At 65.6% G+C, this 22,969-nt stretch carries 27 protein-coding genes; 10 read left to right on the plus strand and 17 right to left on the minus strand.

Translation table 11 applies throughout. The features are described 5' to 3' along the window. Window positions 1–46 precede the first annotated feature (46 nt). Window positions 47–400 carry a hypothetical protein gene (locus JQ573_RS32900; RefSeq protein ID WP_212319050.1) on the plus strand — a complete coding sequence of 118 codons (354 nt, stop codon included), beginning with the start codon at window positions 47–49 and terminating at the stop codon, window positions 398–400. A 367-nt stretch (window positions 401–767) separates the two neighbouring features. Next, window positions 768–1,106 (plus strand): hypothetical protein, encoded by a 339-nt coding sequence (locus tag JQ573_RS32905; protein WP_409334713.1) that lies wholly within the window; start codon window positions 768–770, stop codon window positions 1,104–1,106. Between the two features lie 66 nt (window positions 1,107–1,172). Here JQ573_RS32905 and JQ573_RS32910 read toward each other — a convergent pair whose 3' ends face one another. Together JQ573_RS32910 and leuC are read right to left on the minus strand one after the other, a co-directional pair. Beyond that, window positions 1,173–1,382, minus strand: coding sequence for a hypothetical protein (locus tag JQ573_RS32910; RefSeq protein WP_092121493.1), 210 nt, complete (start codon window positions 1,380–1,382; stop codon window positions 1,173–1,175). Between the two features lie 107 nt (window positions 1,383–1,489). Then, on the minus strand, window positions 1,490–2,896 hold the full coding sequence (gene leuC / locus JQ573_RS32915; protein WP_212318862.1) for a 3-isopropylmalate dehydratase large subunit: 1,407 nt from the start codon (window positions 2,894–2,896) through the stop codon (window positions 1,490–1,492). Window positions 2,897–2,921: 25 nt separating this feature from the next. On the opposite strand from leuC, the gene JQ573_RS32920 reads away from it, so the two are divergent. Continuing rightward, the gene (locus JQ573_RS32920; protein WP_212318864.1) at window positions 2,922–3,086 is read left to right on the plus strand and encodes a hypothetical protein; all 165 of its coding nucleotides are present in this window, start codon (window positions 2,922–2,924) and stop codon (window positions 3,084–3,086) included. 201 nt (window positions 3,087–3,287) lie between these two features. Here the strand turns inward: JQ573_RS32920 and rplS are convergent, their stop codons facing one another. From rplS to JQ573_RS32940, 4 genes are all read right to left on the minus strand, one after another. After that, a complete protein-coding gene (gene rplS, locus JQ573_RS32925) occupies window positions 3,288–3,668 on the minus strand; it encodes a 50S ribosomal protein L19 (RefSeq protein ID WP_092126446.1) in 381 nt (126 codons plus the stop codon). A 108-nt stretch (window positions 3,669–3,776) separates the two neighbouring features. Beyond that, window positions 3,777–4,526: a tRNA (guanosine(37)-N1)-methyltransferase TrmD gene (gene trmD / locus JQ573_RS32930; protein WP_212318866.1), complete on the minus strand. Its 750-nt coding sequence runs from the start codon at window positions 4,524–4,526 to the stop codon at window positions 3,777–3,779. Between the two features lie 9 nt (window positions 4,527–4,535). Then, window positions 4,536–5,618, minus strand: a complete 1,083-nt coding sequence (locus JQ573_RS32935) for a zinc-binding alcohol dehydrogenase family protein (RefSeq protein ID WP_212318868.1) — start codon at window positions 5,616–5,618, stop codon at window positions 4,536–4,538. Between the two features lie 155 nt (window positions 5,619–5,773). Further along, a complete protein-coding gene (locus JQ573_RS32940; RefSeq protein WP_212318870.1) occupies window positions 5,774–6,973 on the minus strand; it encodes an MFS transporter in 1,200 nt (399 codons plus the stop codon). A 171-nt stretch (window positions 6,974–7,144) separates the two neighbouring features. On the opposite strand from JQ573_RS32940, the gene gcvA reads away from it, so the two are divergent. Further along, window positions 7,145–8,056: a transcriptional regulator GcvA gene (gene gcvA / locus JQ573_RS32945; RefSeq protein WP_212318872.1), complete on the plus strand. Its 912-nt coding sequence runs from the start codon at window positions 7,145–7,147 to the stop codon at window positions 8,054–8,056. Between the two features lie 15 nt (window positions 8,057–8,071). Here gcvA and rimM read toward each other — a convergent pair whose 3' ends face one another. The 3 genes from rimM to ffh form a co-directional block, all read right to left on the minus strand. Continuing rightward, window positions 8,072–8,593, minus strand: coding sequence for a ribosome maturation factor RimM (rimM, locus tag JQ573_RS32950; RefSeq protein ID WP_212318874.1), 522 nt, complete (start codon window positions 8,591–8,593; stop codon window positions 8,072–8,074). A 17-nt stretch (window positions 8,594–8,610) separates the two neighbouring features. After that, window positions 8,611–8,943, minus strand: a complete 333-nt coding sequence (rpsP, locus tag JQ573_RS32955; RefSeq protein WP_050402543.1) for a 30S ribosomal protein S16 — start codon at window positions 8,941–8,943, stop codon at window positions 8,611–8,613. A gap of 85 nt (window positions 8,944–9,028) precedes the next feature. Next, complete coding sequence (gene ffh, locus JQ573_RS32960) at window positions 9,029–10,576, minus strand: signal recognition particle protein (RefSeq protein WP_212318876.1); 1,548 nt, start codon at window positions 10,574–10,576, stop codon at window positions 9,029–9,031. A gap of 549 nt (window positions 10,577–11,125) precedes the next feature. On the opposite strand from ffh, the gene JQ573_RS32965 reads away from it, so the two are divergent. Then, window positions 11,126–12,106 (plus strand): MBL fold metallo-hydrolase, encoded by a 981-nt coding sequence (locus tag JQ573_RS32965; protein WP_249132612.1) that lies wholly within the window; start codon window positions 11,126–11,128, stop codon window positions 12,104–12,106. A 145-nt stretch (window positions 12,107–12,251) separates the two neighbouring features. On the opposite strand, the gene JQ573_RS32970 is transcribed toward JQ573_RS32965, so the two are convergent. Next, window positions 12,252–12,992 (minus strand): SIMPL domain-containing protein, encoded by a 741-nt coding sequence (locus JQ573_RS32970; protein ID WP_212318880.1) that lies wholly within the window; start codon window positions 12,990–12,992, stop codon window positions 12,252–12,254. A 5-nt stretch (window positions 12,993–12,997) separates the two neighbouring features. After that, on the minus strand, window positions 12,998–13,708 hold the full coding sequence (locus JQ573_RS32975) for a GyrI-like domain-containing protein (RefSeq protein WP_212318882.1): 711 nt from the start codon (window positions 13,706–13,708) through the stop codon (window positions 12,998–13,000). Window positions 13,709–13,894: 186 nt separating this feature from the next. Here JQ573_RS32975 and dapF point away from each other — a divergent pair, with 186 nt between their 5' ends. The 3 genes from dapF to JQ573_RS32990 all read left to right on the plus strand — a co-directional run bounded on the left by dapF (window position 13,895) and on the right by JQ573_RS32990 (window position 16,691). Beyond that, entirely contained in the window at window positions 13,895–14,770 is an 876-nt protein-coding gene (gene dapF / locus JQ573_RS32980; protein ID WP_212318884.1) for a diaminopimelate epimerase, read from the plus strand. A gap of 4 nt (window positions 14,771–14,774) precedes the next feature. Beyond that, on the plus strand, window positions 14,775–16,058 hold the full coding sequence (gene mtaB / locus JQ573_RS32985) for a tRNA (N(6)-L-threonylcarbamoyladenosine(37)-C(2))-methylthiotransferase MtaB (protein WP_212318886.1): 1,284 nt from the start codon (window positions 14,775–14,777) through the stop codon (window positions 16,056–16,058). 87 nt (window positions 16,059–16,145) lie between these two features. Then, complete coding sequence (locus tag JQ573_RS32990) at window positions 16,146–16,691, plus strand: GNAT family N-acetyltransferase (protein WP_212318888.1); 546 nt, start codon at window positions 16,146–16,148, stop codon at window positions 16,689–16,691. Window positions 16,692–16,990: 299 nt separating this feature from the next. Here the strand turns inward: JQ573_RS32990 and JQ573_RS32995 are convergent, their stop codons facing one another. Together JQ573_RS32995 and JQ573_RS33000 are read right to left on the minus strand one after the other, a co-directional pair. Then, complete coding sequence (locus tag JQ573_RS32995; protein ID WP_212318890.1) at window positions 16,991–18,130, minus strand: DUF2336 domain-containing protein; 1,140 nt, start codon at window positions 18,128–18,130, stop codon at window positions 16,991–16,993. A gap of 191 nt (window positions 18,131–18,321) precedes the next feature. Next, window positions 18,322–19,023: an RluA family pseudouridine synthase gene (locus JQ573_RS33000; protein ID WP_207833999.1), complete on the minus strand. Its 702-nt coding sequence runs from the start codon at window positions 19,021–19,023 to the stop codon at window positions 18,322–18,324. Between the two features lie 49 nt (window positions 19,024–19,072). Here JQ573_RS33000 and ftsY point away from each other — a divergent pair, with 49 nt between their 5' ends. Both ftsY and JQ573_RS33010 read left to right on the plus strand, forming a co-directional pair. Next, window positions 19,073–20,017, plus strand: coding sequence for a signal recognition particle-docking protein FtsY (gene ftsY / locus JQ573_RS33005; protein ID WP_212318892.1), 945 nt, complete (start codon window positions 19,073–19,075; stop codon window positions 20,015–20,017). A gap of 158 nt (window positions 20,018–20,175) precedes the next feature. After that, window positions 20,176–20,775 (plus strand): septation protein A, encoded by a 600-nt coding sequence (locus tag JQ573_RS33010; RefSeq protein ID WP_173639649.1) that lies wholly within the window; start codon window positions 20,176–20,178, stop codon window positions 20,773–20,775. 67 nt (window positions 20,776–20,842) lie between these two features. On the opposite strand, the gene JQ573_RS33015 is transcribed toward JQ573_RS33010, so the two are convergent. The 4 genes from JQ573_RS33015 to JQ573_RS33030 form a co-directional block, all read right to left on the minus strand. Further along, entirely contained in the window at window positions 20,843–21,217 is a 375-nt protein-coding gene (locus JQ573_RS33015; protein ID WP_212318894.1) for a helix-hairpin-helix domain-containing protein, read from the minus strand. A 174-nt stretch (window positions 21,218–21,391) separates the two neighbouring features. Next, a complete protein-coding gene (locus JQ573_RS33020; protein ID WP_212318896.1) occupies window positions 21,392–21,985 on the minus strand; it encodes a DsbE family thiol:disulfide interchange protein in 594 nt (197 codons plus the stop codon). Beyond that, complete coding sequence (ccmD, locus tag JQ573_RS33025; protein WP_212318898.1) at window positions 21,982–22,161, minus strand: heme exporter protein CcmD; 180 nt, start codon at window positions 22,159–22,161, stop codon at window positions 21,982–21,984. The genes JQ573_RS33020 and ccmD overlap by 4 nt, the downstream gene beginning before the upstream one ends. 4 nt (window positions 22,162–22,165) lie before the next feature. Next, the gene (locus JQ573_RS33030; RefSeq protein WP_212318900.1) at window positions 22,166–22,969 is read right to left on the minus strand and encodes a heme ABC transporter permease; all 804 of its coding nucleotides are present in this window, start codon (window positions 22,967–22,969) and stop codon (window positions 22,166–22,168) included.

Genomic DNA, 22,969 nt, shown 5'->3' on the forward strand with positions numbered 1-22,969 from the left:
TTCGCGCGCGCGAGATGAGATCAATCGCAATCTGCAGGAGTTGATCATGATGAGATGGATCGGTGTTGCCGCGGTCGCTTGTGCGTTCGCATTGACGGCGCCGGCATCGGCAACCGCCGCGGCATCAGCCACGCCGCGGGCCGCGGCACAGCAGCGGCCGGCGGGCCAGGCGACCGACTTCAGCGCGCAGCGCCATCATCGCCATTACCATCGTCACCATTATCACCAAGGCTACTATCACCAAGGCTACCGGCCTTATTACCGGCCGGACTACCAGCCCTATTCCTATTACCGGCCGTACGGCTCCTATTATTACGGACGGCCTTACTACTATCGGCCGTACCCATATGCGGTGCCGGCGCCGTTCACCTTTGGCTTCGGGTTCGGCCCGTTCTGGTGATGCAGCTGGCCGCACTGCGATCGTCGCCGACATTCCCGCTCGGACTTTTCGTCGCACGGTTTCGCGCGTTCATGGCGCATTCACTCAGGGCTTTCTAGCGTCCTGCCGGGAGCGACTGCGATGAACGCAATGAGACCGGCTGCCATGCAGCGCGGTTCTCAGCGCTGTTGTCAGGTAGGTTCCGAGATGAGGGAGAGCTCTTTGCGGCGTGGACCGCTGCGCCGCCTTGGTGTTGCCGCGGCCGCGGTCTTCGCATTGTCGATCGCTTCGCAGCAACGCGCCGAAGCGCTGTCGCTCGCGAGTCCGGGCACCGTGCCTGCGGCAAAGTCCGCGGCCGATGCCATGACGACCCAGGTTCGGCACGGCGGTGGCGGCGGCCACGGCGGTGGATTTCACGGCGGCGGGCTTCCGCGGCTTCCATGGTGGCGGCTTCCGTGCCGCGCCGGCGTTCCACGGCGGCTATCGCTATGGCGGCTACCATCGCCACCACGGCGGGTACCACCGCTTCTATGGCGGCGGTTATCGCTACGGCTCCCGCCGGCACTTCCATCACCGGCGCTACTTCTACGGATCGTCCTACTATTACCCGGCCTACTACCATCACCGCCGCTGCCGGGTGGTCTGGACCTATGACGGGTCGCGCCGGATCTGCCGGCCGTATTGGCATCGCCGCCATTACTGGCGGCCGTACGGGGTCTATTGGTAAGGGCTGAAACGACAGCGGGCGCCAAGCGGCGCCCGTTTTTTCAGGTCACGCTCGCTGGAGCGCGCGCTAGTCCCAGTTCTTAAGCTTCCAGGACTTTATCTTCCACGGCGTCAGGTTTTCCATCCGCCATTGCGTCCAGCGCTCCGGCGGCCAGTGGCTGAGGCGCGAGGTTTCCTTCACCTCGGGAAGCGGATCGATGATGCGCGGTGCGGCGCGGCGGCGCTTCTGCCGCGTCGCCTCGCTGATCATGTCGACGAATTCGCTCTTGTCGGCCACGTCCGGCTCCCCACGAAGCTTGTGTTCGCAAGGAGCCAGTGTGCGTGCGCCCCGTTAACGAGCCGTTTCCGAAACGGCTCGAGCTTGAGGCGAAAACCGCGCTCACCTTACCGCCAGTCGCGGACGTCGACGAAGTGGCCGGCGATCGCGGCGGCCGCGGCCATCGCGGGCGACACCAGATGGGTGCGGCCCTTGAAGCCCTGGCGGCCCTCGAAGTTGCGGTTCGAGGTCGAGGCGCAGCGCTCTTCCGGCTTCAGCTTGTCCGGGTTCATCGCCAGGCACATCGAGCAACCCGGCTCGCGCCATTCGAAGCCGGCCTTGAGGAAGATCTTGTCGAGGCCTTCGGCCTCCGCCTGCTCTTTCACGATGCCCGAGCCCGGCACGATCATCGCGTTGACGTTGGCGTTGACGGTCTTGCCCTCGGCGATCTTCGCGGCGGCGCGCAGGTCCTCGATGCGGCCGTTGGTGCAGGAGCCGATGAAGACGCGGTCGAGCTTGATGTCGGTGATCTTGGTGCCGGCGGTCAGGCCCATATATTTCAGCGCGCGGTGCTTGGAGAGCCGCTTCGCCTCATCCGCGATCTTGTCGGGATCGGGCACGAAGCCGGTCACCGAGATCACGTCCTCAGGGCTGGTGCCCCAGGTGACGATCGGCGGCAGTTTTGCGGCGTCCAGCCGCAGCTCGTGGTCGAAATGCGCGCCCTCGTCCGAGCGCAGCGTCTCCCAGTAGCGCATCGCGGCATCCCAGGCGGCGCCCTTCGGCGCCTTCGGGCGATCGCGCAGGAAGTCGAACGCCTTCTGGTCGGGCGCAACCAGGCCGGCGCGCGCGCCGCCTTCGATCGACATGTTGCAAACCGTCATGCGGCCTTCCATCGAAAGCGCACGGATTGCCTCGCCGGCATATTCCAGCACATAGCCGGTGCCGCCGGCGGTGCCGATCTCGCCGATGATCGCCAGGATGATGTCCTTGCCGGTCACGCCTTCAGGCAATTTGCCGTCGACGATCGCGCGCATGTTCTTGGCCTTCTTCTGGATCAGCGTCTGTGTCGCCAGCACGTGCTCGACCTCGGAGGTGCCGATGCCGTGCGCGAGCGCGCCGAACGCGCCATGCGTCGAGGTGTGGCTGTCACCGCAGACGATGGTGGTGCCGGGCAGCGTAAAGCCCTGCTCCGGGCCGATGACGTGGACGATGCCCTGACGCTTGTCGAACTCGTTGTAATACTCGATGCCGAATTCCTTGGCGTTCTCCGCCATCACCCGCATTTGCTCGATGCTTTCCGGGTCGGGGTTCGGCTTCGAGCGGTCGGTGGTCGGGATGTTGTGGTCGACGACGGCGAGCGTCTTCTCCGGCGCGTGCACCTTGCGGCCGGCAGCGCGCAGGCCTTCGAACGCCTGCGGCGAGGTCACCTCGTGCACCAGATGGCGATCGATATAGAGCAGGCAGGTGCCGTCCTCGGCCTCGTGGACCAGATGGTCGTTCCAGATCTTGTCGTACAGCGTGGTCGGTTTGGACATGAGCTTCAGCTCCAGAAGAAATTCAGTGGTGAATGGCGTTAAGCGCGTCTCGGCGCGCGAGCAGGCGACAGCGTCCAGGCAGCGTTACGCTGCGCGCGTAAGCTCAGACGTTGCCGACGTCGCAAAGCGTCCGAAGAAGCGGCCGGGCAGCCGCGAGCGATCGTCGATCACGACGCGCTGGCAGGTCTGACTTGCTTGATCCGGAACCATTCTAAATTTCTAACACAGGGCTTGCGCCCGCGACAATCGATCGATGCGCGGGCCTGTCCACCAGATAGGTATGCCGCAACAAAAAAGCGCGGAGCAGGCCCCACGCTTTTGGTCACATCCGGTTGTCGTTTGACGCGTTTTCTTGACGCGAACCGGTCCCCACTTCGCTCGAAGGGGAACGTTACTCGCCGACGGCGGTCTGACGGTCCTGCTTCTCGACGATGCGGGCCGACTTGCCGCGCAGGCTGCGCAGGTAATAGAGCTTCGCGCGACGCACCTTGCCGCGACGCACGACCTTGATCGAGTCGATCATCGGCGACATCACCGGGAAAACGCGCTCGACGCCCTCGCCATACGAAATCTTGCGCACGGTGAAGCTCTCGTTGAGGCCGTGGCCGGAACGGCCGATGCAGACGCCTTCATAGGCCTGCACGCGGGTACGCTCGCCTTCGACGACCTTCACGTTGACGATGACGGTATCGCCCGGGCCGAATTCCGGAATGGTCTTGGTGGCGGCGAGCTTGTCGAACTGCTCTTTTTCGAGCTGCTGAATCAGGTTCATCGAAATCTCCATCGGCGGCGCGCCCAGCCTGTGCGGGCTGCGCAAACGTCCATCTATCCTGCGCGTGTGCGGATTAGGCCGTGCCTATAAGGCAAAGCGCAGGGTTTGTCACCCGTCTGTCGTGTTTTTTGTCCCTCGCCGGGCCGCTTTTTGGCTGGCCTTCCGGGCCCAGAGATCGGGCCGCCGGGCCGCCGTCAGGGCCTCGGACTGGGCCAGCCGCCAGGCCGCGACCCTGGCGTGATCGCCGGAAATCAGGATTTCCGGGATTTGGCGACCCTCGAACTCCTGCGGACGGGTGTATTGGGGGTATTCGAGTAGTCCTTCGGAGAAGCTCTCCTCGGTTCCCGAGGCCAGCTTCCCCATCACCCCCGGCAACAGGCGAACGCAGGCGTCGATCAGCGCCATCGCGGCGATTTCGCCGCCAGACAGCACATAATCGCCGATCGAGACCTCCTCGAGCCGGCGCGCCTCAATCACCCGCTGGTCGATGCCCTCGAAGCGGCCGCAAACGATCAGGGGGCCGGGCCCGGCCGCCAGCCCGGCGACGTGGCTTTGGGTCAACGGCCGACCCCGCGGGCTCATCAAGAGGCGCGGGCGGTCAGCCGCGACGCCGGCGGCATCGATCGCCGCTGCCAGCACGTCGGCCCGCAGCACCATGCCCGGGCCGCCGCCGGCCGGCGTGTCGTCGACGCTGCGGTGCTTGTCGGTCGCCGATGCCCTGATGTCGCGCGCCTCCAGCGCCCAGAGACCCGTGGCCAGCGCCTTGCCGGCCAGGCTCACGCCGAGCGGTCCCGGAAACATGTCCGGGAACAGGGTCAGCACGGTGGCGCGCCATGGGGGCTCTTGCGGTGTCGTCATGGCCTCTGGTTACGGCACCACGGCCGTGAGGTCGAGGCTCTGCATCATCGCGGCCGCGTCCACGGCACGGCGGAAGTCGGCAAGCTTGAAGGTCGCGACGTTGATCTTGCGCAGGTCCAGCAAGCCTTCGGCGGCGAGGCCGGCGAGTTGGCCCGGCGCGGTCCTATCGTACATGAACTGCCCGACCACCTCCCAGTCGTTGGCCAGCATCTCGCGGAACGAGAGCTCGAGCGGCGCCTCGGCGCTGCCCATCAGCACCATCCGGCCGCCACGCTTGAGCGCGCGCAGGGCGGACAGCGTGGTCGAGGTGCTCTTGGCGGCGCCGAGCAGGTCGAGCGCGACATCGGCGCTGCCGCCGGCGGCGCGGCGGATGATCGAAAGATCGGCGGCGGCATCGCCGGTGACGACGGCGGGAATGACGCGCGGGCCGAATGCATCGCGCAATTGCTCAAGCGCGGCCTGCTTGCGTCCGACCGCGACGACGCGGCCCGCGCCCATCGCGACCGCGAGCATCACGCCGCCCGAGCCGAAATAGCCGGTCGCGCCGTTGACGATGATGGTCTGTCCGCCGCGCAGGCCGCTGCGCTGCAATCCGCCAAACGGCACGATCAGTTTTGCCAGCCCGATCAGCTCGGTCGCCGGCTTGTCGTCGAGATTGGCAAGTGGCGTGACGCAAGCGGCAGGCCAATGCGCGATCTCCGCAAACACGCCGTCGCGCCAGCGCGCCTGCAGTGCGAGCGCCTCCGGCGTCGTCACCGTGGCGGTGAGGCCGATCAGGATCTGCGGCGGATCGCGATCCGGCACGTCGCCGCGCAGATGCGGGCTGAGGAACACGCGGTCGCCACTTCGGACATGCGTGACGTTCTCGCCCGTGGCGACGACGTGCGCGATCGCGTTGGTGCCCGGCACGAACGGCATCGGCGGCAAGCTGTATGGCAGCGCGCCGGAGAGCAGCTTGTTGGTATAGGACAGCACCATGCCGGCCTCGATCCGGACCACGACGCCATCGGGCGCGGGCCCGGGCGTTGCGACATCCTCGAAGCGAAGATCATTGTGGGCGTGCAGCCGCCAAGCCTTGTGCGTGCTTGTCATTGGGATGCTCCGTGACACTATCGCTTAAGTAGCCCGGATGGAGCAAAGCGCAATCCGGGAATTGCGCAAGCAATGAGGAGTGGCCCCGGATTTCGCGGAGCCTGTCATCGGGCGCGCATTCGCGCGACCCGTTGGCTCCATCCGGGTTACGGACTTCACGTCTTCGGTCGATCGTCGGCGAGATGCCGCGCGAGCGCGACGGCGAGGGGACAGATCGCCAGTGCGGTGAGCGCGGTCGCCGCAGTCGCAAGCGTCGGACCAAGCGCGTCGCCAAGCAGGCCGTAGATAACAGGCGCGATCGCGCCCGATCCGATCGTCCCCGTGTAGAATAGTGCGAACGCGCGCTCGGTCTGATGCGCGGGCGTCAGTTCGGGCACCGTGCCATAGAGCACCGAGGAGGTGCCGTTGAGCATCACGCCGAGCAGCGGCAGCAGCACGATGGCCGGCGCCAGCGGCAATGCGAGCACCGCCACGATCAGCGCCGCCGTGCCGCCTTCGGTGATCAGCACGGTGCGCAGCGTGCCGACCCGTTCGCCGAGCCAGCCGCAGGTGAATTTCCCGGCGGCGCCGCCGATGAAGACCAGCGCCAGCGCGAGGCCATTGGTCGGCAGCGAGGCGCCCTTGTCGCGCAGCAGGAACGGCAGGAAGGTGAGAAAGCCCATCCTGACCGCGGTGTCGAGGATTCCGATCGCAAGCAGCCAGTGGAAGCCGCCGCCGGCACCGTCACGGCGCGCCGCGGCGGCCATCTTGTGCTCGGCACCCTTGCCGACCGACGGCATCCAGAGCGCGATGCAGATCGCGACGAGCAGGCCTGCAAGCGCGAGCACGAGCAGCGTGTGCCGCCACGACATGATCACGAGCAGGATCGAGGTCAGGGCCGGGATAGCCGCCTTGCCGAGATCGCCGGAGAAATTGTAGATGCCGAGCGGGCCGCGCGCCGCCGCGCCATAGGCGCGCGACACCGCTGATGATGCGATCGGATGCTGCGTGCTCGAACCGGCGCCGGAGAGCGCGAGCGCCAGGCCAAGTCCGATGACGCCGCCGGACAATCCGGCGAACACATAGCCGAGCGCCGACAGCGCCGTGCCCGCGATCAGGATGATCTTGCCGTCGATCCGCTCCGCGATGCGTCCGACCGGAATCTGCAGCCCGGCCATGGCGCCGGCATAGAGCCCGCGCAGCAGCGCCAGCAGCCCGTAGCTCAGCGCGAACTCCGCCTGCCAGACCGGCAGCAGCACGTAGATCAGGTCGGTGTAGCCGTCATGGAGGGCGTGGTTGAGCCCGGTCACCGTGAGTGTGCGCGTTGCCTGGGTCTGGGCGGGACGGGATGTGCCGGCTTCCGTGGACACGCTCATCGGCGCCATCCCGAGCAAGAAAATCTATAGATAGGGCGACGGTGCATCGGACGAGACTTTCAAAAAGTGAAGATAAGTAAGTGGCTTGCTGCGCAATATGCGCTCGAACCGGTGCTGTCACAAATCAGTAATAATCGGATCATGCGTTAGAAAATCTGGTATTGAGGCATCATGTTCGTCCCCCGCCGCAGCCTGCCGCCGCTCAATGCGGTTCGCGCCTTCGAGGCCGCCGCGCGGCTCGGCAGCTTCAAGGAAGCCGCCGCCGAGCTCAGCGTGACCCATGGCGCCGTCAGCCAGCAGATCCGGCTGCTCGAGGAATGGCTCGGCGCGCCGGCGCTGTTCCGGCGATCGGTGCGGCGCGTGGTGCTGACGCCGGCGGGCGCGGCGCTGCTTGCGGAATTCGCTCCGGCGCTCGACCGGATCTCGGCCGCCGTGCAACAGCACCGCGAGCGGCGCGGCGATGCCGCGGTGGCGGTGTTGCGGGTCAATGCGCTCGCGACCTTCAGCCTGCGCTGGCTACTGCCGCGGATGAGCCGGTTTCGCGCCGAGCATCCGGACATCGAGGTGCGCTTGAGCACGTCGAACGATCCGGTGGACGCGTTGCCGGAATCATTCGACGTCGTGATCCGCGGTGGTCCGGATACGTTTCATGGCTTCTCGTCGCGCTTCCTGGTGTCGGAGCGGAGATTGCCGGTGTGCAGTCCGTCGCTGCTCGAACGACTGCCGCTGCATGAGATTGCGAATCTCTCCAGGCACACGCTGCTGCACGTCACGTCGATGCCGAGGCTTTGGCGCGACTGGCTGACCGAGGCCGGGCACTCCGCGCTGGAGCCGGCAGCTTCGCTGACCTTCGATCATTTCTATCTGACCATCCAGGCTGCGCTCGATGGCCTCGGCGTTGCGATGGGTCCGACCGCGCTGATCTCGGACGATCTCGCGGTCGGGCGTCTGGTGACGCCTTTTCCGAACGTTAGCCTGCCGGCGCGAAGTTACTTCGCGTATTTTCCGGCAGGTCGCAGCAACGATCCGCACAGCGCGGTGTTCTGCGACTGGCTCGAGCAGCAGGGCCGGATGACGGGCTGAGGGAAAATGTTTTGATCAAGCTACCGACGGATCGTCGCCGTCGATTTCCTGCGGCAGCTCGATCACGACGCGGCCGCCAGCGAGATCGACTGTCGGCACCACGGCATTGGTGAAAGGGAGCAGCATCGTCGCGCCCTGCGGCGGGGCGATCTCGATGATGTCGCCGGCGCCGAAATTATGGATCGCGATCACCTTGCCGAGCGGCTGCCCTGTCGTCGTCACCGCGGCGAGCCCGATCAGGTCGGTGTGGTAATATTCGCCGTCGTCGGTTTCCGGCAGCCGGTCGCGCGGAACGTAGAGCTCGAGCCCGTTGAGTCGTTCGGCGTCATCGCGGCTGGCGACGCCCTTCAGCGTCACCACCAGATGGTCCTTGGCCTCGCGCGCATGCGTGACCTCGAACTGGCGCGTGCCGTCCTTGGTCATCAGCGGGCCGTAGTCCTTCACGGCCAGCGGATCTTCGGTGAAGGTCCATAGCCGGACGGCGCCGCGCACACCATGCGCAGCGCCGATACGGGCGACACAGACCGGTGCAGTCACCGTGGTCGCCGTTCAGCTTAAGCCTTGGCGGCGGCTTCGGCCTGCGCCTTGCGCTCCTTGCGCGGCACGGCCTTTTCCGGGTTGTTGCGCGCGGCGCGCTTGACGACGCCGGCGGCGTCGAGGAAGCGGGTCACACGATCCGACGGCTGCGCGCCCTTGGCGAGCCAGGCCTTCACCTTGTCCATGTCGAGCTTCAGGCGGGCCTCGTTGTCCTTCGGCAGCAGCGGATTGAAGTGGCCGAGACGCTCGATGAAGCGGCCATCGCGCGGGAAGCGCGAGTCGGCGACGACGACGTGATAGACCGGACGCTTCTTGGTGCCCGCGCGAGCGAGGCGGATAACAACGGACATTTAGTTCTCCTTCAAAGGTCGATGTGTTCGATTGATTGGCATTCCGCGTCGCGCCGGCTGCATGCGAGCCGTCGCGACGAATTCCTCATTTCTTCTTGCCCGGGAAGCCGCCGAGGCCCGGCAGCATCGGCTTGCCGGAAAGGCCGGTCAGGCCCGGCACATTCGGCAGGCCGCCGCGCAGGCCAACGGGCAAATCCTTCGGCAGGCTCGGCAGACCGCCGCCGGCGCCGCCCTGCATCTTCTCGGCGAGCGCCTTCATCTCCTCGGCCGAGGGCGGTTTCATGCCGCCGCCAAAGCCCATCGCCTGCGCGATGCCAGCGAGCGGGCCGCGCTTGCCGCTTCCCATGGCCTTCATCATGTCGGCCATGTTCCGGTGCATCTTCAAGAGCTTGTTGACCTGCTCGACGCTCTGGCCGGCGCCTGCCGCGATGCGCTTCTTGCGGCTCGCCTTCAGGATGTCCGGATTCTTGCGCTCCTGCCGCGTCATCGAGTCGATCACCGCGACTTGGCGCTTGATGATCTTGTCGTCGATGCCGGCCGCCGCGATCTGGTTCTTCATCTTGGCGATGCCGGGCATCATGCCCATCAGGCCGCCGATGCCGCCCATATTCGCCATCTGCTGCAGCTGTTCGCGCATGTCGTTGAGGTCGAACTGACCCTTGCGCATCCGCTCGGCGGTGCGCGCGGCCTTCTCGGCGTCGATGTTCGCCGCGGCCTTCTCGACCAGCGAGACGACGTCGCCCATGCCGAGGATGCGGCCGGCGATGCGGTTCGGATGGAAGTCTTCCAGCGCGTCGGTCTTTTCACCGGTACCGAGCAGCTTGATCGGCTTGCCGGTGACCGCGCGCATCGACAGCGCGGCGCCGCCGCGGCCATCGCCGTCGACGCGCGTCAGCACGATGCCGGTGAGGCCGACGCGCTCGTCGAACGCGCGTGCGAGGTTGACCGCGTCCTGGCCGGTGAGAGAGTCCGCGACCAGCAGCACTTCATGCGGATTGGCGGCGGCTTTGATCTCGGCCGCCTCCTTCATCATGTCTTCGTCGAGCGTGGTGCGGCCGGCGGTGTCGAGCAGCACGACGTCATAGCCGCCCAGCTTGCCGGCCTCTAACGCGCGCCGTGCGATCTGCGGCGGCATCTGGCCGGCGACGATCGGCAGTGTCGGAATGTCGAGGTCGCGGCCGAGCACCGCGAGCTGCTCCATCGCCGCCGGGCGGTAGACGTCGAGCGAGGCCATCAGCACCTTGCGCTTGTCGCGCTGGACCATGCGGCGCGCGAGCTTGGCGGTGGTGGTGGTCTTGCCGGAGCCTTGCAGGCCGACCATCATGATCGGCACCGGCGGCACGGAGTTGATATCGATGGTCTGGCCGTCGGAGCCGAGCGTGGCGACCAGCTCGTCATGGACGATCTTCACCACCATCTGGCCCGGGGTCACCGACTTGACGACGGTGGCGCCGATCGCCTGCTCGCGGACCCGGTCGATGAAGCTGCGGACGACCTCGAGCGCGACGTCGGCTTCGAGCAGCGCGCGGCGCACCTCGCGCATCGCGGCATCGACGTCCTTTTCGGTCAGCGCACCGCGCCCCGTCAGACGATCGAGAATGCCACCAAGCCGTTCCGACAGATTGTCGAACAATGCCGTTGTCCTTCGTTGCGCCCGTAAGCGCGCTTCACTCGCTTCTCGTCATGCCCCGCGAAAGCGAGGTATCCAGTTCGCCGCGGCCTCCCGGTTCAATCCGAGCTGGCTCTGGGATACTGGATCACCCGCTTTCGCGGGTGATGACCAGATAGTCTGCCTCTGCACCGTGCCAAGACGGCGTGCCCGAGACGATGGTCCAAACACTTTCGCGCCCGAGGGCGCATCGCGCTGTCGGGCGTTGGCCTCTGGCCTCAAGGACCAGTCGGCGGGTCGAAAAGACGGATCTTTCCGAGAAAGTCGCGGCGTTAAACGCTGCCGGGGCGGCAAAGTCAAGGAAAGTTTCGCCGCAATTCGCTCGGCTTAGATCCTAAACCATTGAAATTGCGTCAATTTGCCGTGTTGGTTCCGAATTCGTCGTCACCGCCCATATAAGCGGAGCCAGCCTCCTGTTTGGGAACCCGCGAGCCCATCACCCGCCGCCGCCTTCTCGCAACCTTGACCGGAGCCGCTGCCGCGATCGGCGTGCCCTCGATCTGGATGTCCCTGATGAAAACCTATGAAGGCCCCGTCTCCGATCACTTCGACGGCCTGCACTTCTTCGATCCGGACGGCGCGCCGCCGAAATCGCTCGGCGAGTTGCTGCGCTGGCAGTTCGGGGACAGGCGGCAGCGCGCGGTCTGGCCGGAATGGGCGCCGAGCCCCTATGCCGATACGCCGCCAGCCCGCGTCGACGGCGACAAGGTGCGGCTCTGCTTTGTCGGCCACGCCAGCTGGCTGATCCAGGCCGGCGGCCTCAACATCCTGGTCGATCCGGTGTGGTCGATGCGCGCCTCGCCGTTCAGCTTCGCGGGACCCAAGCGACACAATGATCCCGGTGTCACTTTCGAAAAGCTGCCTGACATCGACGTCGTGCTGGTGTCGCACGGCCATTACGATCATCTCGATGTCGCGACGCTGTCGAGGCTGACGGCGGCATTTGCGCCGCGCGTGATCACGCCGCTCGGCAACGACGTCACGATGCGCGCCTCCGATGCCGCGATCAAGGCCGAGGCGTTCGACTGGCATCAGCGCGTCGAGCTCGGCGGCGGCCTTGCCGTGACGCTGGTGCCGACGCGGCACTGGTCGGCGCGCGGCCTGTTCGACCGCAACAAGGCGCTGTGGGCGAGCTTCGTGTTAGAGACGCCGGCCGGCAAGCTCTACATCGTCTGCGATTCCGGCTACGGCGACGGCCGGCATTTCCGCCGGGTTGCCGAGGTGCATGGCCCGCTGCGGCTCGCGATCCTGCCGATCGGCGCCTATGAGCCGCGCTGGCTCATGCAAGACCAGCACATGAACCCCGAGGACGCCGTGAAGGCGCTGGCCGATTGCGGCGCCGCCCAGGCCCTGGCGCATCACCACGGCACGTTCCAGCTGACCGACGAGGCGATCGATGCGCCGGCGACCGCACTCGGTGACGCGCTCGATGCGGCGAGAGTGCCGCGCGAGAAATTTGTGGCGTTGAAGCCGGGACAGGTGTTCGAGATTTAAAAAGTGTTGGAGATGAGTTGTCGTCCCGGCGAAGGCCGGGACCCATTACCCCAAATATTGATTGTTGCGCGACGCTGGGGCCACGATCCCGTTCACCACCAAACTCGGTGGTTATGGGTCCCGGTCTGCGCCGGGACGACAATCGCTACTTCTCCTTGATCGCCCAGGAGACGCTGACATTGACCGTCAGCGTTTCCTCGCCTTGCGCGACCGGCGTCGGTGCGGCGAAGCCTGCCGTGGCCATCTTGGCGCGGAACATCGGGACCGGCGCCGAGCCGACTTCCGCGATGTTCACGGGCGCGCCGAGCGTGACGCCGGCGGCCTTGGCGTAGATCTCCGCCTTGCGCCGGGCGTCGGCAATCGCCCGCTCGCGGGCGTCATCGAGCAGCTTCGAGGCCTGCGACACCGAGAAATTGAGCCCGCCGATATCATTGGCACCGGCGCCCACCAGCACATCGATGACACCAGCGACCTTGCTCACATCGTGCAGCTTGATCGTGACGCGATTGCTCGCGTGATAGCCGACGATGCTGGGCGGGGCGTTCGGCGACGACGGCGGACGGTTGGCGAATTGCGGCTGCAGCGACAGCCGCGAGGTCTGATAGTCCTTCTCCGCGATGCCGGCGCCCTTCAGCGCGGCCAGCACCTTGCCCATCGTCGTATTGTTGGCGTCGGTGGCCTCGCGTGCGGTCTTGCCGTCGGTCGTGACGCCGGCGTCGAGCTGCGCCTCGTCGGGCGCCGCCGACACGGTCGCCTCGCCGGTGACCGAGATCGCCGGCGGAAAGTCGCTGTCGGCGAGTGCGGGCGCAGCCAGCAGCGTGGTCGCGATGAGGGTGGCAGCGATGGGGAGGCCCAGGGGGAGGCCGACGGGGAGGCGATAGGTCATCTGGCTCACTTCAGGGGTACGTAGACGTTGATCACAAGCTTGTCTTCGGCGGTCTTCAGCGGATCGGTGATGTATTCCTCGATAAAGGTGTCCTTGGCTTCGAGCTTCTTGTCGTCGAGGTGATTGGTGATCGCCTCATAGGTGTTGTCCATGTTGTCGTAGGACCCGCGATGGACGAATTTCAGCGCCTTGCCGTCGGGCGAATTGCCCATGCTCATGTTCTTGCCGAGGTTCTTGACGTCCTGGTCGACCGGGATTTCGGCGATGAAGGTGAAGCCGGTGTCGTCGGTCGAGGTGTAGACGATCATCGGATTGCCCGATGCCTTGACGCCGTCCTTGTCGAGCAGCGCGGTGAGCTGCTTGAACGCCTCGATCAGCGCGTCGAAGGCCGAATCCCAATTGGCCGTGCCCTTCAGCATCACGACCTTCTTCGGTTCCAGCGTGAACGGCTCGCCGAACGGGTCGGCGGTCTGCACCGGGGCGGCCGGCGGCGGTGCCGGGGTCTGCGATGCGGCCGGGCTGTCGGCCGGCGACTTGGTCTCGGCTGGCGGGGGCACCGGCGTTGCCGATGGCGCAGGCGCGGGCGTTGGGCTCGGGCTTGCCGCCGGAGCGGGCGAGGCTGACGGCGACTGGGCAGGCGCCGGGCTTGCCAGGGTGATCGCGGCCAAAGGGAGCAGCGCGAGCAGGGCCGCGCGGAGCGTGTTGATACGGTTCATTCGGTATTTCTCCATCCCCTTCCTCAAACGGCCGCTCGATCTGTCCCGGCGCGCGCGGTCCTTGAGGTGCGATATTCCTAACACGCGAGTTCTGCATTCGTCCCATGACAGATGTGTCATAGGGCCATTCTGACTGGCCAATCAGCCACCACTCGCCATATAACCGGGCAGAATTTAGGAAAATCGATGAGCGCGCTCGCCAATCACGCATTCGCCAAGATGAACGGCATCGGCAACGAGATCGTCGTCGTCGACCTGCGCGATTCCAAAGCACAGGTGTCGGCGGCGGAAGCGCGCGCCGTGGCATCGGCGGCCGGTGGCGTGCCCTATGACCAGCTGATGGTGCTGCAGCCGCCGCGGCTCGACGGCACCGAAGCGTTCATCTCGATCTACAACAATGACGGCTCGGAGGCCGGGGCCTGCGGCAACGGCATGCGCTGCGTGGTGCGGCGCATCTTCGAGAAGACCGGCCAGACATCCGCGACGTTCCAGACCCGCGCCGGCCTGCTCAATTGCTGGCAGGGGCCGGCGCCCGATCTCTACACCGTCGACATGGGCGCGCCGAAGTTCGGCTGGCAGGATATTCCGCTGGCTGAGGAATTTCGCGACACCCGCTACATCGAGTTGCAGGTCGGGCCGATCGACAATCCGGTGCTGCATTCGCCGTCGGTGGTCTCGATGGGCAATCCGCACGCCGTCTTCTGGGTCGACGACGTCAATGCCTACGACCTCGAACGTTTCGGGCCGCTGCTGGAAAACCATCCGATCTTCCCGGAGCGCGCCAACATCACGCTCGCCCATATCGTCGATCGCGACCACATCACGATCCGCACCTGGGAGCGTGGCGCCGGTCTCACCAGGGCCTGCGGTTCGGCGGCCTGCGCGACCGCGGTTGCCGCGGCGCGGCTGAAGCGTGCCAACCGGACTGTCGAGATCACGCTGCCGGGCGGCAAGCTCGGCATCGAGTGGCGCGAGCGCGACGATCACGTGCTGATGACCGGCACCGCCGATTTCGAGTATGAGGGCCGCTTCGATCCGGCGCTGTTCGCCAGCGTCGCTTAACGTCATGAGCGTCGATGTCGTCACCTTTGGCTGCCGCCTCAACGCTTTCGAATCCGAAGTGATCCGCCGCGAGGCGGAACAGGCGGGGCTCACCGACACCATCGTCATCAACAGCTGCGCCGTCACCAATGAGGCGGTGGCGCAGGCCCGGCAGTCGATCCGCAAGTTGAAACGCGAACGCCCCGCGGCGCGCATCGTCGTCACCGGCTGCGCGGCGCAGACGCAAGCCGACATGTTTGCAGAGATGGCCGAGGTCGATCGCGTCGTCGGTAATGACGAGAAGATGCGCGGCGACGCCTGGCAGGCGACGCGTGCGGCTTTCGATGCGCCGTTTGGCATCGATGCGAGCGAGAAGGTCGCGGTTGCCGACATCATGGCGGTGACCGAGATGGCGCCGCATCTGCTCGACGGCTTCGAGCGCGGGCTGCCGCGGGTGTTCGTGCAGGTGCAGAACGGCTGCGATCATCGCTGCACCTTCTGCATCATCCCCTACGGCCGCGGCAATTCGCGCTCGGTGCCGATGGGCGCGGTGGTCGATCAGGTCCGCACATTGGTCGAGCGCGGCCACGCCGAGATCGTGCTGACCGGTGTCGATCTCACGAGCTATGGCGCCGACCTGCCGGGCGCGCCGAAGCTCGGCCAGCTGACCCGGCAGATCCTGCGCCATGTGCCCGAGCTGAAGCGGCTGCGCATCTCATCGATCGATTCGATCGAGGCCGATCGCGACCTGCTTGACGTCATCGCCGACGATCCGCGGCTGATGCCGCATCTGCATCTGTCGCTGCAGTCCGGCGACGACATGATCCTGAAGCGGATGAAGCGCAGGCATTCACGCCGGGACGCGATCGATTTCTGCGCGCAGGTGCGCCGGCTGCGGCCGGACATCGCGCTCGGCGCCGACATCATCGCGGGCTTCCCGACCGAAACTGAGGAGATGTTTGCGCGCTCGCTCGATCTGGTCGCGGAATGCGATCTCACCTTTCTGCACGTGTTTCCCTATTCGAAGCGTCCGGGCACGCCGGCGGCGCGGATGCCGCAGGTCGAGGGCGGTGCGATCAGGGAGCGCGCCAGGCGGCTGCGCGCGGCCGGCGAGGCTGCGCTGGTGCGGCGGCTGGCTGCGGAAGTCGGCGCGACGCGCGAGGTGCTGATCGAGAGCGACAGGCAGGGCCGCACCGAGCATTTCCTGCCGGTTGCGATCGATGACGATGTGCCGGGCATGGTGCGGCGGCTCGTCGTGACTGGCCATGACGGTGCGCGTCTCGTTGGGGTGCGCGGCGAGGCTATCTAGGGTGGCGTATTCACAAGGTCGCACAATGGAGACCGCCAGCGTATGATCGGCCACTGAGTGGCCATCGCACAGCCCAGGGGAAGTCGTATGCAGCTATCGACGCCGCGGCTCATCCTCCGATCATGGATGGAGTCGGACAGGCTGCCCTTTGCAGAGATGTCTCAAGACGCTCAAGTCATGGAATATCTTCGCCCGCTTCCAACGCAGGATGCATCCGACGCGTGGATCGACCTTCAAATCAGCCATCAATCCTCTCACGGCTTCTGCCTTTGGGCCGTTGAATCGAAGGAGTCTGGGGTATTCATGGGCGCTGTCGGGCTATTGCGCATCGGCTTCGTCGCCCCCTTCACACCAGCTATCGAAGTCGGTTGGCGGCTAGCAAGTCAGTTCTGGGGGCAGGGCTTTGCGGTTGAGGCGGCGCGAGTATCTCTTCAATTCGGCTTCGAAGAGATTCGTCTTACGGTGATCGTGGCGCATGCAAGCATCCGCAACGTGCGATCCAGGCGCGTGATGGCGAAGCTTGGGATGTCTCACGATAGCGCAGAGGACTTTGACCACCCTCGCATGCCGGAAAACGACGCGTTGCGGCGGCAAGCTCTCTATCGATTGACACAGGAGGTGTGGCTGTCTTAACGTGGTCCTGCCCCCGAGCGCGTCAACAATCTCGATGTCGTCCCTGCGAAAGCAGGGACCCATAACCACGAATGGTTGTTGATGGTCGGTACCGGAACGACGAGTCCCGTTCACAATACCCGCTGCAGAGTATGGGTCCCTGCTTTCGCAGGGACGACGCCGGGAGAAGCAGTCGCGGCCTCTCGGCTCAAGCACCGACGTCCCTGTATACTGCATCACCGCATGCGCGGGTGATGACGCTGAACCAGCTGTTTGACAGGTTGAAATCGAAATCCGTGGCGTCCTCGCGCATGATGCACTCAGTGCGCGCGGCCGCCGGGCTTGGGAGACTGCGACGCGCGAACCTGCCAGAACCGCAGCAGGCGATCGGCATCGCCGCGTGTCATTTTCGTGAACTGGCTCTTCGCATGGGCGAGCTCAACGGGTCCCATGGACCCGGTCGCATAGCGGCATTCCATCACCGCGGCGGTGGTCGCCCAGCTCAGCCCTGCCGCCCGGCACGGCACCAAAAGGCCTTCACTGCGCAGGCTTTGCATCAGGGAGCGGATCACCTCGATGTTCGACTGCGCGAGATCCGCCAGCGCAACAACAGTCTCTTCATATCTTCGCTGCCTGGCGAAGCCGAGCAGGGCGGCCTCGTCGAGCTCGCCGCTGTCCTTCAGCTGCGCGACGTGCCGCTTGGCTGCGGTGAAATCGCGGACCTGCGACATGTCGCGCTCGACGCCGGCGGCGACCGCGGCGATCGCGTGGCGGATTTCCTCGTATAGATACGGCGGGGCGCGTTCCAGCAAACGGCCGCGAACCTCTTCCGTTGCCCGGCGCAGCAGCTGAAGACGGAGCTCCGCCGGCAGGTCCGCGCGGATGCCGGTCTCGACTGCGAGGGTCGGATCGTGCTCGGCCTGCGCCAGGATGACGGCAAATCCGCCCGGCGATACTTTGGCGCCGGGATTGGTGACGAGGCGGTGGCTCACGCTCGCAAAGCGACGGGCCAACAGCGCATCGGTGACGACGTCCTTCAGCCACCAGCGGCCGGCGACGGCGAGCAGGTGCTGTTCGCTCTTGGTCTGCGCGATCTCGACCAGATCCTCGGCACTGAGGCGTGAGGATTCCTGCAGCATCGGCCGCGCGATCCGGATCTCGTCGTTGCTGGCGAGGCGGCGAACGATCGCGGGCGGTGCCTGCGCGACCGGGGCGAGCTGCTCGCTGATCTCGGCAAGCGCCATCCGGGCGCTGATCTCGGCGAGTGCGCGCAGCTCGATGGTCTTGACCAGCCGTTCGAGCACATTGTCGAACAGTTCGATCTGCTCGCTGTTGAAGCTGCCGGCGGAGTGGAGGAAGAGATCAGTGACGCGCTTCGCCGTCGCTATGCATTTTTCGGCGGAGCCGGCGCGTATCGCAGCCTCGACCTCGTCGACAATTGCCTGCCCGGCAGTCAGCATTGCTCGTCCTGAGCCCGTCCCGATTGCTTGTTCTAAGCCGGCTTGCAGCTTTATCGGGCGGACCTGAACGTTTCGTAAGGATAATGATCAGTAGAATCCCGGAGGAAGCTCTACATTTTGACACGTTTTCGTTACGCGAACCGGTATCCATCCCGGATCAAGTCCGGGACAGGCTTTCGCTGGAAAACGCTCTATTCGCCGTTCCAGCCGCAGGCCTTGAGCCGCTCCTGCATGTGCGCCGGCGCCGGCGCGACGACATGCACCGGGTCCTTGTTGCGGGAAATCGGGATGCCGATTTCGCGGGAATGCAGATGCAGGGTCGGCTCGCCGAAGCGCGGGCCGTTGCCGTAGATATTGTCGCCGACGATCGGCCAGCCCATCGCCGCCGAATGCACCCGGAGCTGATGGGTGCGGCCGGTGACCGGCTCCATCGCGAGCCAGGCAAGGCCGTCGCCCCGTCCCAGCACCTTCCAGTTGGTGATGGCCTTCTGGCCATCCGGGTCCGGCTTCTGCCACCAGCCGCGCTCGGCGTTGAGCCGGCCGAGCGGCATGTCGATGGTGCCTTCGTCCTCGATGGGGCCGCCCTCGACCACGGTCCAGTAGGTCTTTGCGATCTTGCTGTGCTTGAACAACAGCCCGAGCGAGGCGGTCGCCTTGCGGTGGCGTCCCAGGACGAGGCAGCCGGAGGTGTCCTTGTCCAGCCGATGCGCCAGCACCGGCGGCCGCGGCAGGCCGAACCGCAACGCGTCGAAGGAGGCCTCCAGATTGGGGCCGCCCTTGGGGCCGCGATGCACCGGCAGGCCCGCCGGCTTGTCAATGACCAGCATCAGCCCGTCGCGGTGGAGCACGCGGCCCAGGATTTCCTCCGCGGTCAATTGGGGAACATCGATCAATTCGTCGAGACTTTCGTTTGTGAGGCGAAACGGCTAACACACCCCCGCCATGAACGATACCACTGCGGGAACTCCCAAACAGAGCTGGTGGCAGCGGCTGAAAGGCGGCCTGAAGCGAACCTCGAGTTCGATCGGGACCGCGGTCGCCGACCTTGTCACCAAGCGCAAGCTCGATTCTGCCATGCTCGATGACATCGAGGATGTGCTGCTGCGCGCCGACCTCGGCACCGATGTCGCGGTCCGGATTGCGGAGGCGGTCGGCAAGGGCCGCTACGACAAGGCGATCTCCGCCGACGAGGTCAAGGACGTCGTTGCGACCGAGGTCGAGAAGGTGCTGGCGCAGGTGGCCAAGCCGCTCGAGATCGATGCGACGCTGAAGCCGTTCGTGATCCTGGTGGTCGGCGTCAACGGCTCCGGCAAGACCACGACGATCGGCAAGCTGGCCGCGAAACTCTCCGCCGAGGGCCGCAAGGTCATGCTGGCCGCCGGCGACACCTTCCGCGCCGCGGCGATCGAGCAGCTCAAGGTCTGGGGCGAGCGCACCAAATCTCCTGTCATCGCCGGGACCCAGGGCTCGGATTCGGCGAGCCTCGCCTTTAACGCGCTGACCGCGGCAAAGGAGCAGGCGCGCGACGTGCTGCTGATCGACACCGCCGGCCGGCTGCAGAACAAGTCCGAACTGATGAACGAGCTCGAAAAGGTCGTGCGCGTCATCAAGAAGGTCGATGCGTCGGCGCCGCATGCTGTGCTGCTCGTGCTCGACGCCACGGTGGGACAGAATGCGCTGTCGCAGGTCGAGGCGTTTCATCGTACGGCAGGCGTCACCGGCCTCGTGATGACCAAGCTTGACGGCACCGCGCGCGGCGGCATCCTTGTCGCGCTGTCGGAGAAGCACAAGCTGCCGGTGCATTTCATCGGCGTCGGCGAAGGCGTCGAGGACCTCGCGCCCTTCACGGCGAAGGATTTTGCCAAGGCGATTGCCGGGATCGAATAATTCATCCTTCGAGACGCGCGCTGGTGCGCGCTCCTCCAGCAACAACGGCAAAGCCGTTGTGCAGGGATGACGGTGGGATACGAAAGGTCGTCATCCTGAGGAGGCGCGGAGCGCCGTCTCGAAGGATGGCCAAGACACGAGTTCAATGGACTGAATTGATGGACAAGACCCAGCCACATCCGCTGTTCAAGCTCGCAACCGAGCTCGGGCCGCTGCTCGTGTTCTTCATCGCGAACGCCAAATACCATCTGTTCTTCGCGACCGGCGCGTTCATGGTCGCGATCGTAGCTGCCATGATCGCATCCTATGTCGTGACCAGGCACGTACCGATCATGGCGCTGGTGACCGGCGCGGTCGTGCTGGTGTTCGGCACCCTGACCCTGGTGTTGCACGACGAGACCTTCATCAAGGTCAAGCCGACCATCATCTACGGCCTGTTCGCGGCCGTGCTCGGCGGCGGGCTGCTGTTCGGCCGTTCCTTCATCGCCGTCATGTTCGACCAGATGTTCAATCTGACGCCGCAGGGCTGGCGCATCCTCACCATGCGCTGGGCGCTGTTCTTCGCCGGCATGGCTATTCTCAACGAGATCGTCTGGCGGACGCAGACCACGGATTTCTGGGTGAACTTCAAGGTGTTCGGCGTGACGCCGCTGACCATGGTCTTCGCCATCGCCCAGATGCCGCTGACCAAGCGCTATCATCTGGAGCCGGTCTCGCTGGAAACCAGCGAGGCGGACGCCGGCGACCTCAGAAAGTAAATCCGAACGCAGCGCGGGTGATTGTGCCGCGCTGCGTCCGACACTTCGGAGATCAACTCTTCAGAGCTCAGCTCTTCTGCTTGGCGACGATCTTGTCCTTGATCTTGTCGTAGGTCGCCTGCGGCAGGATGTTCTTCTGCACCAGTTCATCCTTGCCCTTGTAGGGGCGGCCCTTGATGATCGCGGCCGAATAGGCCTTGCCGACACCCGGCAGCGCGTCGAGCTGGTCGGAGCTGGCGCTGTTGATGTCGAGCAGGTCGTCCTTCGCCATTCCCGTTGTCTTCAGATCAGGGGCCGCCGCTTTCGGCGCTGGCGCCATGTGGCTCTCGGATTTGGCGGCGGGCGCGGCCGGCTGCGGCGACTGGGCCATCGACGGCGTGGCCGTCATCAGGCCGAGCGTGAGTGCGGTTGCAAGAAGTGAAGCGAGCGTGGTCTTGCGCATATGTCCTCTCCGAGGAATGAGTGAAGTCACGCCATGGAGTTAGGGTTGCGTTCGTGGCGTCGCCGTGGCCGTGAAATGAACCGCAGATAAACCCGTCGAAGTATTATGCCGCAGGTGTTTTCCCGCGTCGTTCATGCTCGATTCATGTTCGCGAGTCGCGGCGTGCCGATGCGGCTACGGTCTCGCGCGCAGCGCCTTCTCGATCTCGGCCTTGAGCACGGTGTTGACGTTATCAGGCGTCACCGGGCCGACCAGCTTGTAGACGATCGTGCCTTCGCGTCCGACCAGGAAGGTCTCGGGCACGCCATAGACACCCCACTCGATGGAGGCGCGGCCGTTGCCGTCGACGCCGACGATGCCGAACGGATTGCCGTAGCGGCCGAGGAAGCGGCGCGCGTTCTCGGGCGAGTCCTTGTAGTTGATGCCGATGATCTGGAAGCGCTTGTCCTTGCCGAGTTCGGTCAGCAGCGGCGCCTCGTCATGGCAGGGCACGCACCAGGACGCCCAGACGTTGACGATTGAGACCTTGCCTTTGAAGGCTGCGGGATCGAGGCCGGGGATGGGCGCGCCGTCCTTCACGAGGCCGTCGAGCGCGGGCAGCGCGGTCTGCGGCGCCGGCCGGCCGATCAGGGCCGACGGAATTTTCGAGGGATCGCCGCCATAGAGCCGCAGCAGGAACAGCCCGGCAAGCCCGAGGAAAACCACCAGCGGCAGCACCACCAGCAGGCGGCGGCCTTGCGGCGGACTGTTGGTCGCCTGATCGCTCATCTGATATCCGCCGGGCTGCGGCCGGAGCGGCGCGTGATGCCGCTGGCCTCGATCTCCTTCAGGCGCGCCTGTTGGCGGCGATAGTCGGCGATGATCCAGACGATCAACAGCAGCACGACAGCCGCGACCAGCGCATAGGACGTCACGATGAAGGAGGCGTAGGGACCAAGCGACATCGTGTCACGCCGCCCCAATCGGTTTTGACGCGCTTTCTTCACGCGAACCGGTGCCCACGTCGCTCGAAAACGCGATGCGGTTAGCTTGCATCATCTGCAAGCTGCGCACGCGCCGGCGCAGGATCTCGTTGCGCATTGCCGCGAGGTGCAAGGTGATGAAGAGCAGCGAAAACGCGATCGCCATCACCAGCAGCGGCCACAGGAATGCCTTGTCGAGGGTCGATCCGCCCATGCGGAGCACCGAGGCCGGCTGATGCAGCGTATTCCACCAGTCGACCGAGAATTTGATAATCGGGATGTTGATCGCGCCGACCAGGGTCAGGACCGCCGCCGCCCGCGCCGCGCGCGAAGGGTCCTCCACCGCGCGCCACAGCGCCATCAGGCCGAGATACATCAGGAACAGGATCAAGACCGAGGTCAGGCGCGCATCCCACTCCCAATAGGTGCCCCACATCGGCCGGCCCCACAGCGAGCCGGTGACCAGCGCGAGAAACGTGAAGGCGGCGCCGATCGGCGCTGCGGCTTTGGCGGCGACGTCGGCGAGCGGATGCCGCCACACCAGGGTGCCGAGCGCGGCCACGCTCATGACGCCCCAGACGAACATCGACAGCCATGCATTCGGCACGTGGATGAACATGATCTTCACCGTGGCGCCCTGCTGGTAGTCGTCGGGCGCCATGGCCGACTGGTAGATCCCGATCGCGAGCAGGACCGCGGTCACGCCGGCAAGCCACGGCAGGATGCGCGCGGTCAGCGCCAGAAACCTGGTCGGATTGGCGAGGTCGGTCAGCGTCTCAGTCAGCTTCAT

The sequence above is a fragment of the Bradyrhizobium sp. AUGA SZCCT0105 genome (assembly GCF_018129565.1).
Classification (GTDB): domain Bacteria; phylum Pseudomonadota; class Alphaproteobacteria; order Rhizobiales; family Xanthobacteraceae; genus Bradyrhizobium.